15 protein-coding genes are annotated in these 15882 nt (G+C 72.3%); 4 read left to right on the forward strand and 11 right to left on the reverse strand.

Annotated elements, in window-relative coordinates; genetic code table 11:
- Entirely contained in the window at positions 1-1014 is a 1014-nt protein-coding gene (locus OOZ19_RS09830; RefSeq protein WP_266089746.1) for an isopenicillin N synthase family dioxygenase, read from the reverse strand.
- Positions 1015-1241: 227 nt separating this feature from the next.
- On the opposite strand from OOZ19_RS09830, the gene ykgO reads away from it, so the two are divergent.
- Both ykgO and OOZ19_RS09840 read left to right on the forward strand, forming a co-directional pair.
- Positions 1242-1364, forward strand: a complete 123-nt coding sequence (gene ykgO, locus OOZ19_RS09835) for a type B 50S ribosomal protein L36 (RefSeq protein WP_184479917.1) — start codon at positions 1242-1244, stop codon at positions 1362-1364.
- 259 nt (positions 1365-1623) lie between these two features.
- Positions 1624-2628 carry a 3'-5' exonuclease gene (locus OOZ19_RS09840; RefSeq protein WP_266089747.1) on the forward strand — a complete coding sequence of 335 codons (1005 nt, stop codon included), beginning with the start codon at positions 1624-1626 and terminating at the stop codon, positions 2626-2628.
- A gap of 59 nt (positions 2629-2687) precedes the next feature.
- Here OOZ19_RS09840 and fahA read toward each other — a convergent pair whose 3' ends face one another.
- The 8 genes from fahA to OOZ19_RS09880 form a co-directional block, all read right to left on the reverse strand.
- Positions 2688-3860, reverse strand: coding sequence for a fumarylacetoacetase (gene fahA / locus OOZ19_RS09845; protein ID WP_266089748.1), 1173 nt, complete (start codon positions 3858-3860; stop codon positions 2688-2690).
- Positions 3857-4714: a hypothetical protein gene (locus OOZ19_RS09850; RefSeq protein WP_266089749.1), complete on the reverse strand. Its 858-nt coding sequence runs from the start codon at positions 4712-4714 to the stop codon at positions 3857-3859. Before OOZ19_RS09850 ends, fahA begins: the two co-directional genes overlap by 4 nt.
- Positions 4711-5907: a homogentisate 1,2-dioxygenase gene (locus tag OOZ19_RS09855; RefSeq protein WP_266089750.1), complete on the reverse strand. Its 1197-nt coding sequence runs from the start codon at positions 5905-5907 to the stop codon at positions 4711-4713. Before OOZ19_RS09855 ends, OOZ19_RS09850 begins: the two co-directional genes overlap by 4 nt.
- Before the next feature lie 86 nt (positions 5908-5993).
- Positions 5994-7337, reverse strand: coding sequence for an MFS transporter (locus tag OOZ19_RS09860; RefSeq protein WP_266089751.1), 1344 nt, complete (start codon positions 7335-7337; stop codon positions 5994-5996).
- 63 nt (positions 7338-7400) lie between these two features.
- The gene (locus tag OOZ19_RS09865; protein ID WP_323055114.1) at positions 7401-8822 is read right to left on the reverse strand and encodes an FAD-dependent oxidoreductase; all 1422 of its coding nucleotides are present in this window, start codon (positions 8820-8822) and stop codon (positions 7401-7403) included.
- Positions 8822-9613 (reverse strand): SDR family NAD(P)-dependent oxidoreductase, encoded by a 792-nt coding sequence (locus tag OOZ19_RS09870; RefSeq protein WP_266089752.1) that lies wholly within the window; start codon positions 9611-9613, stop codon positions 8822-8824. The genes OOZ19_RS09865 and OOZ19_RS09870 overlap by 1 nt, the downstream gene beginning before the upstream one ends.
- Positions 9606-10433, reverse strand: coding sequence for an SDR family NAD(P)-dependent oxidoreductase (locus OOZ19_RS09875; RefSeq protein ID WP_266089753.1), 828 nt, complete (start codon positions 10431-10433; stop codon positions 9606-9608). Before OOZ19_RS09875 ends, OOZ19_RS09870 begins: the two co-directional genes overlap by 8 nt.
- A gap of 17 nt (positions 10434-10450) precedes the next feature.
- The gene (locus tag OOZ19_RS09880; RefSeq protein WP_266089754.1) at positions 10451-10891 is read right to left on the reverse strand and encodes a nuclear transport factor 2 family protein; all 441 of its coding nucleotides are present in this window, start codon (positions 10889-10891) and stop codon (positions 10451-10453) included.
- A gap of 140 nt (positions 10892-11031) precedes the next feature.
- Here OOZ19_RS09880 and OOZ19_RS09885 point away from each other — a divergent pair, with 140 nt between their 5' ends.
- Positions 11032-11745 carry an IclR family transcriptional regulator gene (locus tag OOZ19_RS09885; RefSeq protein ID WP_266089755.1) on the forward strand — a complete coding sequence of 238 codons (714 nt, stop codon included), beginning with the start codon at positions 11032-11034 and terminating at the stop codon, positions 11743-11745.
- Positions 11746-11941: 196 nt separating this feature from the next.
- On the opposite strand, the gene OOZ19_RS09890 is transcribed toward OOZ19_RS09885, so the two are convergent.
- On the reverse strand, positions 11942-13555 hold the full coding sequence (locus tag OOZ19_RS09890) for an amidohydrolase (protein ID WP_266089756.1): 1614 nt from the start codon (positions 13553-13555) through the stop codon (positions 11942-11944).
- A 403-nt stretch (positions 13556-13958) separates the two neighbouring features.
- On the reverse strand, positions 13959-14540 hold the full coding sequence (locus tag OOZ19_RS09895) for an FxsA family protein (protein WP_266089757.1): 582 nt from the start codon (positions 14538-14540) through the stop codon (positions 13959-13961).
- A 150-nt stretch (positions 14541-14690) separates the two neighbouring features.
- On the opposite strand from OOZ19_RS09895, the gene OOZ19_RS09900 reads away from it, so the two are divergent.
- Positions 14691-15785 (forward strand): GDSL-type esterase/lipase family protein, encoded by a 1095-nt coding sequence (locus OOZ19_RS09900; RefSeq protein WP_266089758.1) that lies wholly within the window; start codon positions 14691-14693, stop codon positions 15783-15785.
- Positions 15786-15882 lie beyond the last annotated feature (97 nt).

Here is a 15882-nt window from a genome sequence, read left to right on the forward strand (position 1 = left end):
TCAGCGCACCTCCTGCGCGTCGAGCACGTCGGACCACCAGCGCCGCGCCACCTCCGGGTGCGAGCGCAACCAGCCGAGCACCGCGTTCTCGCCGAACGCCGCCAGCAGCGGGTTGTCCGCGTCGGCGCTGATCCCGCGCGCCTCGGCGGCGAGTTCGGCGGGCAGTTCCAGCGGTTCCACGACGGCGTCCAGCCGTGGTGCCAGGAAGAACGGCACCGAGTAGCGATCCACCCCGGCGGCGGGGCTGCGGACGCGATGCCTGGTCGCGGTGAGGTAACCGCCGGTGGCGATCTCCAGCATCTCCCCGATGTTGACCACGAATGCGCCCGGCACCGGGTCGGCGTCGATCCAGCCGCCCGCGGCGTCCTGCACCTGCAGGCCGGCGATCGAATCCTGGTGCAGCAGCGCCAGGTAGCCGTAGTCCTTGTGCGCGCCGACGCCCTGATCCGAGTCCGCGGTGCCCGGGTAGTGGATCAGCTTGAGGTGGGTGCTCGCCTCCTCGTCGAACCACGTGTCGAAGTGGTCCTCGGCCTGCCCTAGCGAGGCGGCCAGCGCGCTCAGGACCTCCCGGCTCACCCGCAGCACCTCCGCCTGCCAGGCCAGCGTGGTCTCGCGCAGCTCCGGCAGCGCCGCCGGCCACTGGTTCGGGCCGATCAGCCGCCGCCAGGCCGGATCTCCCGGCCCGGTCGGCACCGCGTCGCGCTCCGGGCCGATGTCGAGCTGCTCGCGCTGGTCCGGGGCGCCGCCGGTGAGTTCGTGGCCGGTGGCGGTGTAGCCGCGGAACTGCGGCGAGCGCACGTTCTCGATCTCCCGGCGCTGCTCCAGCGGCAGGGCGAAGAACCGGCGGGTCGCGGTGAAGATCCCGCGCATGAGCTCGTCGGGGACGCCGTGCCCCACCACGTAGAAGAACCCGACCTCGTGCGCGGCGTGGCGCAGTTCGGCCAGCAGCGCCTCGCGTTCGCGGGGGTCGCGGAACCGGGACAGGTCGATCAGCGGGAGCGCGGGCTGCGGCATGGTGGCACCTCCGAGCGGGAGCGTAGGCCGCGAAGATCCACCTGTGGTGATCTCCCACTGGACGGGACCCGATCGGGTCACGAGATGACGCCGAGCGCGTGATCCGGTGCGACGCGGGGAAAAGCCGCCGCTCGATACCAGACCCGATCGCACGCGCATGGCTCTTATGAAAATGATTTCCATCTTCAGTTACACTGTGCTCGTCATCGCGAGAACGGGAGGGACGAATGAAGGTTCGGGCATCGCTCAAGTCGCTGAAGGAGAAGGACGGCTCCCAGGTCGTGCGCAGGCGCGGCAAGCTCTACGTGGTCAACAAGCGCAACCCCCGCTGGAAGGGCCGCCAGGGCTGACCCGAGGCCGGGGTTCCCGATCCGGCGAACCCCGGCCGGACACCCCGCCACCGCGACGAAGGCCGCGGCGAACCGGACTTTCGCGATGAACCGCGCACCCGGTCTCCGCAGCTCAGCACACCCCTCGACACGGGCCCCGTCGCCCGACCTGCGGCGCGAGGTGTAACGCCGAGATCAGCGATCTCGAAAAGCTGGTGAGCGACAGGGAACAGCGCCACCTCCGGGCTGTTCGTCGCGGCGGACAGCGAGGGGACCTGTCATGTCGTGGGGTTATGCGGTGATCGACGTGGAGACGACGGGCCTGCTGCCGAGTGCGGGCCATCGCGTCGCGGAGATCGGAGTCGTGCTGCTCGATCCGGCCGGTGCGGTCGAGGACGAGTGGCGCACGCTGGTCAATCCCCTGCGCGACCTCGGCGCGCAGCGCCTGCACGGCATCACCGCCGCCGATGCGCGGCAGGCGCCGACCTTCGCCGCGCTCGCCCCCGAGCTCACCCGCCTGCTGACCGGCCGGGTGCTGGTGGCGCACAACCTGAGCTTCGACGCCCGGTTCCTCGCCGCCGAGTACGAGCGCATCGGGCACGGCGCGCTGCACCTGCCCGCCGCGGGCCTGTGCACGATGAAGCTGTCCAACAGCTTCCTGTACGCGGCCGGTCGCAGCCTCGTCGCGTGTTGTGAGGCCGCCGGGGTGGCGCTCGCCGAAGCGCGCTCCGCGTTGCACGACGCGCGGGCCGCCGCCGGGCTGCTGCGGTACTACCTGCAGCTGTCGCCCGACGATCCGCGCTGGGCATGGGCGGAGCGGACCGCGCAGTCCTGGCCGTGGCCGGTGCTCGACGGTCCCGATGTGGCGTTGGCGCCGCGCCGTCGCCCCGACGCGGTGCCGGACCACTTCCTGGCGCGGATCGTCGAAGTGCTCCCGAGCGTGCTCGAACCGCCGCAGGCCGACGAGTACCTGACCGCGCTCGACGCGGCCCTCGTCGACCGGAACCTGTCGATCGGCGAGCAGGACGCCCTGGCGCAGACAGCCGAGCACTGCGGCCTGGACCAGGAGCAGGTCACGGCGCTGCACGACGACTACCTGCGCGCGCTGGCCGCGGCGGCGACCGCCGGTGGCGTGCTCGGCGAGCCGGAACGCGAAGACCTGGTGCTCGTGGCCGAGCTGCTCGGCTCGTCGCGGGCCGGTCTCGACGTCGCGCTCGCCGCGGATCACCCGGCGTTGGCGCCGCGCCTCCGGCAGGCACCGGAGGCCGCCGTGCTCACCCGCTAGAGCCACCGGCCCCGTCCCGCCTGGCTCAGCCGGGCGGAACGGACGACGTCGGCGGCGACTCAGGTTCGGGCGGGCAGGATCCGGTTGGTGAGTTCACCGAAACCGAGCCGAGCGCCGGAGGCGGTGGGCGCCGCGGCGGTGAGGGTGATCTCGTCGCCGTCCTCCAGGAACGTCCGCTCCGCACCGTTGACCAGCACCGGTTCCGCGCCGCCCCAGGTGAGTTCGATGAACGCGCCGCGCTGGTCCCGCGCCGGCCCGGAGACGGTGCCGGAGGCGAACAGGTCGCCGGTGCGGCAGGTGGCACCGTTGACGGTCAGGTGCGCCAGCATCTGCGCCGGGGACCAGTACATCTCGCGGTAGGGCGGGCGGCTGACCTCCGCGCCGTTCCACCGCACGCTGAACTCGACGTCCAACCCCCACGGTTCGACCTCCCGGAGGTACGGCAGCGGCTCCGGGTCCTGGTGCGGCATGGGCACCCTGGCGCCGTCCAGGGCGAGCAGCGGCACCACCCACGGCGAGATCGAGGTGGCGAAGCTCTTGCCGAGGAACGGCCCCAGCGGCACGTACTCCCAGGCCTGCAGGTCGCGCGCGGACCAGTCGTTGACGAGCACGGCGCCGAAGACGTGCGAAGCGAACTCCTCCACCGGCACCGGGACGCCCAGGTCGGATCCGGTGCCGACGACGAACCCGAGCTCCGCTTCGATGTCCAGCCGCCTGCTCGGCCCGAAACCGGGAGCGGGCTCGTCCGGCGCTTTGCGCTGGCCGCTGGGCCGCACGATCGGCGTGCCGGAGGCGATGACCGTGCCCGCGCGGCCGTGGTAGCCGACGGGCAGGTGCTTCCAGTTCGGCATCAGCGGTTCCGAGTCGGGCCGGAACAACCTGCCCAGGTTGGTCGCGTGGTGCTCGGAGGCGTAGAAGTCGACGTAGTCGGCGACCTCGAACGGCAGGTGCATCGTCACCTGCTCCACCGGGTGCACCGCTGCGTCGGGCACGTCGCCGGACACCAGCGCGGTGATCCGGTCGCGGACCTCCCGCCACTCCCGCGCGCCGCGACGCATGAACGGGTTCAGCGACGGGGCCGCGAAGACGTCGTCGCGCAGCGCCTCGGCCAGGTCGATGACCTGGTCCGCGAGCCGGACCCCGACCCGCGGCGGTGCTCCGGGCGTGCTGAACACGCCGTAGGGCAGGTTCTCGGTGCCGTAGGGGGAATCGGCGGGAACGTCGATGATCACGCGGTGGCTCCTTGCGGGTGCGCCAGGTCGTCGGGGATGAGGCCGAGCTCGGACAGCTCGACGAGCGGGTCGGTGATGCTGCAGGTGCCGAAGGAGACGAAGCGCTCGCGCGCGGCCCGCACCCGCGGCTCGCCCAAGTCGGTGATCCGTGCGGCGATGCCCGCCGCGTCCCGGTCCGCGAGCTCCCGTTCCAGGTCGGCGGCGGCACCGCCGCGCAGCGCCGAGTCCACGGCGAGCAGGATGTTCAGGAACCCGTGCTGGTCGAAGCCGGTCTCCGGGTCGGTGTTGCGGACGGCGTGGTGCAGGCCCGCGGTGGCCTTGAAGGGGATTCCGGCGCGCACCACCGCCTCGATCGCCGCGGCGAGCTCGGGGACCGACGGGTAGAGCTCGGCGCGGACGCCGCCGGTGCGGAACTTCGCCCGGCAGCCCAGCGGTGCGAGCGACGCGAGCACGTCGAGGCGCCGCTCGTCCCTCGGGACCTCGACGAACACGTCGGCACCGGTGGCCGCCCGCACCCGTTCCAGCTCGGTCCGCAGGGAGTCCACCGCCATGCGCTCGGGAACCGGAATCTCCAGCGCGCGCAACGAGAACCGCCCGGACATCGCGTCGAGCACGCCGGAGACGCCCGCCGGCCCCTCGGGCACGGTCACCGACAGCGGCGCGGCGCCCACCGGTTCCAGCTCCTCCGGCGTCGCCAGCGCGGACGCGGGCACCACCAGCGGTCCGACGATCTCCGCGCGGCCCGCCGCGCGGTGCCGGGCGTGCGCCCGCGCGGCCTGCGGCAGCGGCAGCAGGCCGGGCGGGAACACCGCCGCGTCGTCGAGCAGCCCCCGGACCAGGGCGGGCACCGTCATGATCGCTTCCCACCCGCCCAAGTCCACGCGTACTTCCCGTCGTCGCAGGCGGTACCGCCCTCGCCGAGCTCCAGGGGGCGGAACGTGTCGACCATGACGGCCAGCTCGTCGAAGAACTCCACGCCGATGCTGCGCTCGTAGGCGCCCGGCTGCGGCCCGTGCGAGTGGCCGCCGGGGTGCACCGAGACCGAGCCCTGCCCGATGCCGGATCCCTTGCGCGCCTCGTAGTTCCCGCCGCAGTAGAACATGATCTCGTCGCTGTCCACGTTGGAGTGGTAGTACGGCACGGGGATCGACAGCGGGTGGTAGTCCACCTTGCGCGGGACGAAGTTGCAGATCACGAAGTTCTCGCCCTCGAACGCCTGGTGCACCGGCGGCGGCTGGTGCACCCGCCCGGTGATCGGTTCGAAGTCGTGCACGCTGAACGTGTACGGGTACAGGCAGCCGTCCCAGCCGACGACGTCGAACGGGTGCTGCGGGTAGACCAGGCTGGTCCCCACGACGCCGGTGGACCCGCGGTGCTTGAGCAGCACCTCCACGTCGGTGCCCTCCCGCAGCAGCGGCTCACCGGGCCCGTGCAGGTCGCGCTCGCAGTACGGCGCGTTCTCCAGCAGCTGCCCGAACCGGGACAGGTAGCGCTTCGGCGGCACGATGTGCCCGTTGCCCTCGATGGCGTAGGCCCGCAGCGGTTCGCCGTCGTGCGGCAGCCAGCGGTGCGTCGTCGCGCGCGGCAAGAGCACGTAGTCCCCGGTCTTCACCTCCAGCGCGCCGAACACCGTCTCCACGGTCGCCGCACCGGACTCGACGTAGACGATCTCGTCGCCGATCCCGTTGCGGTACAACGGGGAATCCTTGCTCGCCACCACGTAGGAGATCCGCACGTCCGCGTTGCCCAGCACCAGCCTGCGGCCGGTGACGACGTCGGCGGAACCCGCCGCCTCAGCCGTGAACAGGTCGTGCAGCTTCAGGTGGCGCGGCGTGAGCGGGTGGTTCGGGGTGGTCGCCTGCTCCGGCAGCTCCCACACCCGCGAGTCCACGATCGCCGACGGCAGGTTGCGGTGGTAGAGCAGCGAGGAGTCCGAGGAGAAGCCCTCCTCCCCCATCAGCTCCTCGTAGTACAGCCGGCCCTGGTCGTCCCGGTGCTGGGTGTGCCGCTTCGGCGGCACCGCACCGACCTGGCGGTAGTACGCCATGACTTCCCCTCCTCGATCCTTCGTCCACGCTGCGCGGTCATTGCACAGAACGAGCCGCGAGCCCACCACCGCTGAACGCCTGAGGCTCACCCGGCCGTCGGGGCCGAGCCCGCGGACCGCTTCCGCTCAGCACCGTCGTCCCTGGGTACCCGCACCGCCAGCAGCATCACCGCGCACACGATCAGGCACCCGATCGGGAAGTACAGGCCCACGGACACGTCGCCGTCGCCCGCGTTGATGCCGATCACGTACGGCCCGAGGAACCCGCCCAGCGCCGCGATCGAGTTGATCGCCGCGAGGCCGACCGCGGTGTGCTCGCGGGAGAGCACCCGCGCGGCCATCGCCCAGTACGGCGCCATGTAGCCGAGCACCCCGATCGCCACCAGCGACAGGCACACCAGCGCGGGCACGGGTTGGTCGCGGAAGGCGATGGTGCCCGCGAGTCCCGCCGCGGCCAGCACCATCAGCACCACCACGTGCCCGCGCCGCTCCCCGGTCCGGTCCGAGTTGCGCGCCACCAGCAGCATGCCGACCGCGCCGATCAGGAACGGGATGGCGCCGAGCACGCCGATGTTGGTCGCCGAGTAGTCCGGGTCGAGCTGGCTGATGATCTGCGGCAGGAAGAACGTGAAGCCGTAGAGCCCGCAGGCCGCGAACAGGTTCGCCACCGCCAGGTACAGCACCTTGCGGTTCTTCAGGATCCGCAGCTGCCCGAGGAGCGTCTCGGGCTCCTCCGAGTGGTACTCGGCGCGGATCTCCCGCTCCAGCCACTCGCTCTCCTGCTTGCTCAGGAACCGGGCCTGGCTGGGCACGTTGGGCAGGTACAGCAGGGTGAGCGCGCCCAGCAGCAGCGCCGGGGCGCCTTGCAGGATGAACACCCAGCGCCAGCCGCTGAGCCCGAACCACTGCACGTGGTCGAGGATCACGCCACCGGTGAGGCTGCCCAGCACCATCGCCACGGGCTGCGCCAGCGCGAGCGCCGCGATGGCCCTGCCCCGCTCCCGCGTGCGGAACCACAACGTCATGTACAGCAGCAGACCGGGGAACAGCCCGGCCTCGGCGATGCCGAGCAGGATGCGCGCGCCGTAGAGCTGCGGCACGTTCTGCACGAATCCGGTGAGCACGGTGACCAGGCCCCAGCTGATCGCGATGCGCGCCAGCCAGATCCGCGCCCCGATCCGCTTCATGATCATGTTGCTGGGGATCTCGAACAGCACGTACACCAGGAAGAAGATCGATGCGGCGACGCCGAAGGTGGCGGTCGTGATCGCGAGCTCGTGCTGCATGCCCAGCTGGGCGTAGCTGATGTTGGCCCGGTCCATGTAGTTGAACACGTAGAGCAGGCCCACGATCGGCAGGATCCGGGTCGAGACCTTCCGGACCGTTCTGCTGCCGATGTCACCGCCTTCTACCTCGGCGGGTGCTGACATGACGTTCTCCTCGACGTTGAGCAGGTGGATCCTCGCCCTGAACGAGTCGCTCAGGGACGGTGTTCAGGACCGGTCGGCGCGGTTCGCCGCCGCCCGGCCCGCGATGCGGCCCATGGTCACGGCGTTGGCCACGGCGTTGCCGCCGCCGACGTAGCGAGCACCGAGCACGCCCGCCCCGGCCTCACCGGCGGCGAACAGGCCGGGCACGACCGCTCCGTCCTGGTCCAGCACGGCCGCCGAACCGTTGATCTCCAGCCCGGCGTGGGTGCAGACGAGTTCCGCCGGCAAGGTGCGCACCGCGTAGAACGGCGGCTCCGCGATCGGGTCGGGGTGCGCGACGGATCCCTTGTTGCGCAAGGTCTCGTGGCGCCGGAAGTCCTCATCGGTGCCGTGCGGCAGCTGGTCGTTCCAGCGCCGCACCTCCGCGCTCAGCGCGGCGGCGGGCACCCCGATCAGTTCCGCCAGCGCGGGCAGGCTCCCGGCGCGCGCGGTGCGCCCCTGCTCGGCCTCGCGGTGGACCTCCGCCGCGTCCCAGTCGGCGTACCCGGCGGGCAGCGCGCGACGGGCCCGTTCGTCGAAGACCGCCCACACCGGGCCGGGCTGGGCCTCGATGATGCCGGTCGACACGGCGTAGGAGGCGTCCTCGTCCATGAAGCGGCGGCCGTGCGCGTTGACGTGGATGCGGGACTTCGGCGGGAAACCGGACTGCCAGTGGTGCATCCGCTGGAAGTACGCGGTGGGCAGCATCAGGCCCCAGCCGTCCCCGGCGAGCCCGGCGCGCACCTGCTCGCCGAATCGCAGGTGGTCTCCCCGGCTGCCCTCGGCGGCGACGACGAACAACGCCTCGCCGGCCCGCGCCGCGGCCGGGTAGTACCGCGCCACCAGCTCCGGATCGCGGGCGAAACCGCCGGAGGCGACGACCACGGCGTCCGCCGAGACCGCCACGTCGTCGGCGACGACACCGGTCACCCGGCTCCCGTCGGTCAGCAACCGCTGCACGCGGGTCGCGAGCACGGTCTCCACGCGGTGCGCTCGGCGGGCCGCGTCCAGCGCCCGCACCACGCCGTAGCCCTGGTCCTTCGGCACGTGCCCGCGCCACACGTCCTCCACCCCGGCCTGGCACAGCCCCGGCTGGTGCGCGTTCCCGGATACCTGCGCGGGAATCTCCACGCCGAGCCCGATCAGCCATTCCAGCGCCGCCCCGGCGTTCGCGCAGAACGCGCGGATCAGGCCGGGCCGCAGCAGCCACTGGTTGAGGTCCATGTAGTGCTGGAAGAACGCGTCCGGCGAGTCCCGCACGTCCAGCGCCGCCTGCACGCTGGTTCCCGCGGCGGTGAACATGCCCGCCGACAGCTGCGTGGAGCCGCCGAGTTCCCGTTCCGATTCGAACAGCAGCACCGAAGCGCCTCGTTCGGCGGCCGAGACCGCAGCGGCCAGCCCGGCTCCGCCGCCGCCGACGACGATCACGTCGTAGTGCTCGGTCATCAGAGCTCACCTCCGGCGTCGGCGAGGATGCGGTGGTAGAGGCCGTTGGAGACGAGGCCGCCATCGACGGTGACCTCGCTGCCGGTCATGTACGCCGAGCGGTCGGAGAGCAGGAACAGGACCGCGTCGGTGACCTCCTCCGGGGTTCCGGTGCGCCCGGCGGGAATGCTCGCCACCGCGGACTCCACGAAGGTGTCCGATCCGGCCAGCAAGCCGGTGTCCACCAGCCCCGGGTGCACCGAGTTGACCCGGATCCCCCACTCGGCGAAGTTGCCCGCCGCCGACTTCGACAGACCCGTCAGGCCCCACTTGCTCGCCGAGTAGGCGGGTGAGAAGTAGCCGATCTGCCCGGAGATCGACGAGATGTTCACGATCGAACCGCCGCCGGAGTCCCGCATCAGCCCGGACGCGGCCCGCATCCCGTGGAACGGCCCGTACAGGTTCACCCGCAGCACCAGGTCCCAGATCTCGCCGGTGGTCTCGGAGAACTCCAGCCGCCGCGAGATGCCCGCGTTGTTCACCAGCCCGCCCAGCACGCCGCGGTCCGCGCGGATCTCGTCCACCACGCGCTCCCACCCGGCAGGGTCGGTGACGTCGAGCTCGTGCGCGGAGGCGGACCCGCCCGCCTCCGCGATCTCGGCCGCCACCGGTGCCGCGTCGGCGACGTCGGCGAGGCACACGTGCACTCCGCGCCGCGCCAGCGCCCGCGCGTGCGCCGCGCCCATCCCGGCCGCGGCGCCGGTGATCAGCACGACGTCCGGGTAGCGCACGGACTCGGTCGCATCAGACATGCCGGGACCCGCCGTCGACGGCGATGCTGTGCCCGGTCACGTAGCGGGCGCTGTCGGACAGCAGGAACAGCAGCGCGCCGAACACCTCCTCCGGGGAGCCGATCCGGTGCAGCGGCACGGTGTCCACCGCGTGCTTGAGGGCCACCGGATCCTCCTTGACCCAGCGGGTCATGTCGGTGTCGATGTAGCCGGGGGCGATGGAGTTGACCCGGATCCCCTTGTCGCCGAACTCCACCGCGAGCGATTCGGTCAGGTGCGCCACCGCCGCCTTCGAGCTGCAGTAGGCGCCCCGGCCGCGGCGCACCCTGGTCGCCGACACCGAGGACATGTTCACGATCGCGCCACCGGGGGCGAGGTGGCGCGCGGCGGCCTGCGCGCCGTAGAGGACGCCTTCGACGTTGACCTTGAGGGTGCCGCCGAACTGGTCCGGGGTGATCTCCTCGGCGAGCGCGAAGGGGAAGATCCCCGCGTTGTTGACCCAGAAGTCCAGCCTGCCGAACTCCGCGAGCGCCGTGGCGGCGAGCCGCTCGTGCTGCTCGGCGAGCGCGACGTCCACCTCCTGCCCGACCACGCGCCCAGGTCCGTCCACGAAGGACTCCTCGGCGACGGCGGCGTTGATCCGCTCGGCCTCGGCCGCCATCCCGGCGGCGTCGATGTCACCGCCGACCACGTGCACGCCGCGCGCCGCCAGGCCGCGCGCGAACACCGCTCCCATGCCGCGGGCGGCTCCCGTCACGACGGCCACCTTTCCGGGCAGTTCCGGGTAGACGGCGCCGATCGGCCGGTGCAGCGCCCCGCCGGGGCCGGTCGCAGTGCTCATGGGTTCTCCTTGCGCTATCAGAGGGATCGGCGCGGTTCGTCGTCGCGGCGCACCACGCGGCGGCGGATGCGCCACTGCTCGTCGAGCAGCACCAGGTCGTCGGTGAAGGTGGTCATCCGCGCCAGCCGCGACGCGCCGCCCGCTTCGGTGACGACGATCTGGAGGTAGCCGCGCACGACGAGCGCGTCGCCGTCCTCCGGTTCGACGTCGAGGTTCGTGATCACGTGCCGCGTCCTGGTGCCCGCCTGCTCGTCGGCGTCGGCGAAGCGCTCGGCGAAGGCGACCAGCGCGGCGGTGCCGACGGCGGGCTCGGGGTAGCTCGGCGACCAGAACTCGCCGTCCGGGGTGAACGTCGCCGCCCACTCCCGCGCGCGAGCGCCGTCGATGCGGTGGCTCTGCGCGCCGTAGAGCCGGTGGACGTGCCCGATCACCTCGCCGCTGACGACTCCTGCCGGCACGGAGCACCTCCTCGGATCAGCCGTCCGAGTTCGGGTCGATCACCGGAAACCAGACGTGCTATTATCGCACTCGGTGTGCGATTTAAGAGGACTGTAAGCGGGCTCACCTACCCCGTCAAGAGCCGTACGAGAGGTGCAGCATGTCCGAGACCAACGCGGAACCGACCGCGCCCGGCGTTGCCGAACTCGACTCGGGAATGTCGAAAACCCTGCACAACGGGCTGCGCATCCTCGAAGTGCTCGCCGAGCACCCGCGCGGGCTCACCCTCAACGAGATCGCCGAACGCGTCGGCGTGCACCGCACCGTCGCGCACCGGCTGGTCCGCACCCTCGAAGCGCACCGGCTGTGCCGCCGCGACGACGTCAAGCGCATCTCGCTCGGCACCGGGCTCGTGCACCTGAGCGAGCCCGTCGAGCAGGACCTGCGCACGCTCGCCCGGCCCGTGCTGGAAGAACTCACCGAACGCACCCAGGCGACCGCGCACCTCGTGGTGCAGGAGGACGAGCAGCAGGTGCGGATGCTCATGATCGTCGAGCCGCGCCGCGCCCGGATGCACGTGTCGTTCCGCCCCGGCCAGGTCGACCCGATCGACCGCGGCTCGGCCGGCCTCGCGCTGCTGGCCGCCGCGCCCGCCCGCGAGCACGAGCGGGACGAGGTGCGCAGCACTCGCGAACGCGGATTCGCCGTGTCCTACGGGGAGATCGCGCCGTCGGTCACCGGAATCTCCGCGCTGGTCCCGGGAACCGAGCGCCCCACCAGCCTCGGCCTCTCCCTGTTCGAGGTCGACGACGAACGCGAACTGGGCCGCGCGGTCCTCGACGCCGCCCACCGCCTGAGCACGCTGCTGCGCTGACCAGGGCCCGCCGCGCTGCTTCGCGCCAAGGCGAAACCGCTGAGCAGTGACCGCCCACGGCACCGGCGCCGAGGCGGGTTCTCAGCGGCCTTCTCGCGAGGACGGCGATTCCGCCGCGCATCGAACACCGATCCCGCAGCGAGAAGACCGGTGAGGTTGCACCACCCGACCGCCCGAGCAGACCGGGAACGGCAGGTCAGTCCTCTTCGTCGGGATCGCGGACGTAGAGCGGCTTGCCGCGCAGCACGGTGCGCTGGCAGCGCGGCAGCGGAGCTCCGGGGCTCAGGTCCGGCAGCGGCGGCACGCCCGCGCGCGGGTCCGTCGACCAGCGCTGCACCCGCGAATCCGGTGCGGTCACGACCAGATCGCCCGTTTCCCACACCGCGTAGGTCGCCGGAGCGCCCGGCACCAGCGCGCCCGTCACGCCGTCGTCGAAACCGGCGGCGCGCCAGCCACCTCGGGTGTGCGCGGTGAACGCGGCTCGCGGCGAGATCCCGAAACCGTCCGTGCGGTGGTGCACCGCGGCCCGCACCGACGCCCACGGGTCCACCGGTGTGACCGGGGCGTCCGAGCCGAAGGCCAGCACGATCCCGTTCGCGGCGAGCGCCGAGAACGGGTTCAACCGGGTGCCCCGCTGCACGCCCAACCGGCGCGCGTACATGTCCGACGCGCCGCCCCAGGCGGCGTCGAACGACGGCTGCACCGAGGCGACGACGCCGAAGGAACCGAGTTCGGCGGCCTGCTCCGCGTCGACCATCTCCAAGTGCTCCAGGCGGTGCCGCATGCTCGCCAGCGCGGGAACACCCAGCACCTTCGCCGCCCGGCGGAAACCCTCGCAGGCCTCGGCCACCCCAGCGTCGCCGATCACGTGGAAACCGGCCTGCAGACCCTGCCGGGTGCAGTCGATCAGGTGCTCGGCCACCGCTTCGGCGTCCAGGTAGAGCACGCCCGACGTGGCCGGGTCGTCCGTGTAGGGCTCGCCCAGCGCAGCCGTGCGCGACCCCACCGCGCCGTCGATGAACAGATCGCCGCCTAGTCCGCGCACCCCTAGCTCGCGCGCGGTCTGCAACGCGCCCAGTTCGCCCCAGTAGCCGATGACCTCCGGCACGTCGCCGCGGGCGGAGAGCTCCATCAGGTCCCGGAGGTCGTCGGCACCGGAGATGTCCGGGCCGGCGCATTCGTGCACGCTGGCCACGCCTTGCGAGGCGGCGTGGCGCAGGAACGCCAGCTGGGCCTCGCGGCGCTGCCGCAAGCTCAGGGATTCCCGGGCGGCGCTGCGCGCGTGGTGGTGCGAGACGCGGGTGAGCGGGCCGTCCGGGCTCCAGCCCTCGGTGTCCTTGGCCAGCGGTGCGCGGTCGATCAACGCGCTCGACACCAGGGCCGAGTGCACGTCGATCCGCGACAAGTAGACGGGCGCGCCACCGCAGGCGGTGTCGATCTCCGCGCGGGACGGCGGGCGGCGCTCCGGCCACCACGTCTCGTCCCAGCCGTGCCCCCACACGAGCGCACCGGGATGTTCCTCCACGTGATCGCGCAACGCGTGCAGGAACTCGGTGAGCGAAGCGCAGCCGGTCAGATCCAGGCCGTTGATCAACAACCCGGACGAGGTGGCGTGCACGTGCGCGTCGACGAACGCGGGCGCGACGAACGCCCCGCCGAGGTCGACGATCTCTGCCTCGGGATGCAGTGCACGGCCGACCCTGTCAGAACCGACCCAGGCGATGGTGCCGTCGATGACGGCCATCGCGGTGGCGTCGGCATCGGCGGGCGAATGAATCCGGCCGCCGAGCAGCAACGTGGTCTCGGACATGTCCTGTGTTCCCTGTCCTGGGGATCTCCCCCGGCTTCGGCTTGCTGGCGGCGCAAGGCGTGGCGACCTGTTTCACCTGGTCCCCGCCCATCGGCGGACCCCTCCACTCCGGGCCGCGCCGACCGCCTCGGTCGACGCGGGACCGCCGGTTCCGCATGGCCGACCTGGTCCGGCCGATCAGGGCGGCACTCTTCCACCCGAACGACCCCACCCGCTCGGTCAGGAGCCGGGTCGATCACCTTACGCGGATCACCGCGGCTGGGGTCGATCGAGGTCCGCGCCGTCCGGACTTCGCCCGTGCGCCACCGTGGCCGGCGCCTGGAGCGTCGCTCCCGACTCCGGCCACGATCGTTCGCCGAAGCTTACCCGCAGTGCCCGCGGGATCGACGTCACGCCGTGCGGTTCACCGAGCCGAGCCGCCGTCCGGCCGCTCTGCCTGCGTCGATGCGTCCAGGGACGGGTGCTGCTTCGGGATGTCGTCCTCACTGACCGACACGACCTCGCCGTCGATGACGTCGCCGTCGTCGCGGTAGCCCGCGCCGGGCCGTCCCGCGCCGGGGAACCGGGCGCCGGGCATGCCGCCGCCCCAGCCGACGTTCGCGCCCGCGCGCATCCGCTCCTGCATCTGCTCGGCGCGGCGTTCCGCGGCGCGCCGCAGGCGGCGGCGCAGGAACGCCCTGGTCGGCGGCAGCAGGCACAGCAGGCCGAGCACGTCGCTGACGAAGCCGGGGAGCACGACGAGCAGCCCGCCCGCGACGATCAGCACGCCGTCGGCGACCTCCCGCTCCGGTGGCCTGCGCAGCCGGGCGGCCTCGTTGAACGCTTCGAAGGCGCGGCGGCCCTCCCTGCGCAGCATCCAGCTGCCGAGGGCGGCGCCCGCGATCAGCAGGCCGATCGTGGGCAGCACACCGATGGCGCTGCCGACCAGCACGAGCACGCTGATCTCCACGACGCCGATGGCCAGGAGCAGCAGGAGAATGGGCAAAGCGAACCTCCGGAGGCATTTCGTCTCACTTGCTCAACGCACGGGATGCCCGATTTTCTCCCAAATCGGACGACCGATCCGCGCGGTGTTACCGGCACCACTCCGGACACCGCCCATGATCGAGTTCGGCTGCTCATAGACTGCTCGGCGATGCGGGCGCACAAATCGAGATTCCTCGCACTGCTGGCGGTCTGCGGCGTCTTGGCGCTCGCGATCCTGGTCAGTGATCAGTACCTGCCGAGCCTGCCGCAGCAGCCGCAGCGGCTGCCCCCAGCGGTGGTCACGCTCGGCGACAGCACGCTGTCCGGCGAGGGCGGCGGGCGTTACGAAGCGGGCACGAACGGTGAGAACGGCGACTGGTGCCACCGCTCGCCGGCCGCCGCGGTGCACCAGCTGGCGCTGCCGCCGCAGGTGACGCGCATCAACCTCGCCTGCTCCGGAGCGCAGGCGAAGCTGGTCGGTTCCGCCGACGACCCCGAGCACGCCGAGGGTTCCCAGGCTGCGCGGCTCGCGGAGCTCACCGAGCGGTTCCGGATCACCGACATCGTCGTGCAGGTCGGCGCCAACGACGACCCCGGTTTCACCGACGTCGTCAACCGCTGCGTGGAGGCGTGGGCGACCCGCGCCCCCGGGGGCTGCGCCGAGCCGATGCGCGACGCGTGGCCGCAGCGGGTGGCGGCGATGCGCCCGAAGGTCGTCTCCGCGCTGCGCGACATCCGCTCCGTGATGGACGAGGCCGGGTACACCCCGAGCGCCTACTCGCTGGTGGTGCAGTCCTACGCCTCCCCCGTCGGCCCGGACGTCGACCCACGGCTGAACAACCTCTCCGGCTGCCCCTTCCAGCCGGGCGACCTGCGGTGGATCCGCGACACCGGGGTTCCGCAGCTGTCCGAGGGGTTGCGCGCGGCGGCCGACGAGACCGGGGCGCGCTTCCTGGACCTCTCCCGGGCGGGCCACGGGCACGAGGCCTGCACCGCGGCCCCCACCGGCGGCACGCCCGCGGGCCAGGTGCCCGCGCCGCGCAACGACGCCGAGTGGTTCACCCGGCTCACCGTGGATTGGGAGAGCCTGCAGGACGATTACCGCGCGCCGCACGCGATGCAGGAGTCCTTCCACGCCAACCCCGCCGGGCACGCGGCCCTCGCGGGGTGCCTCGGTGAGTTCCTCGCGGGCGACGACCAGCAGGCGGCCTGCGTCGCCGACGAGCGAGGAGAGCTCAAGCCCGTTCCCGAACAGGCACCTTGATCCGGTCCGCTCCCCCGATCGCGCTTCGCGGTCGCGCGTGCGCGCGTCGTCATCCCCCGCGACGTGGTGGCGATCGGGCGGCGTGAGGCTCGTTCTC

Source organism: Saccharopolyspora sp. NFXS83 (genome assembly GCF_026241095.1).
Taxonomy (GTDB): domain Bacteria; phylum Actinomycetota; class Actinomycetes; order Mycobacteriales; family Pseudonocardiaceae; genus Saccharopolyspora_C.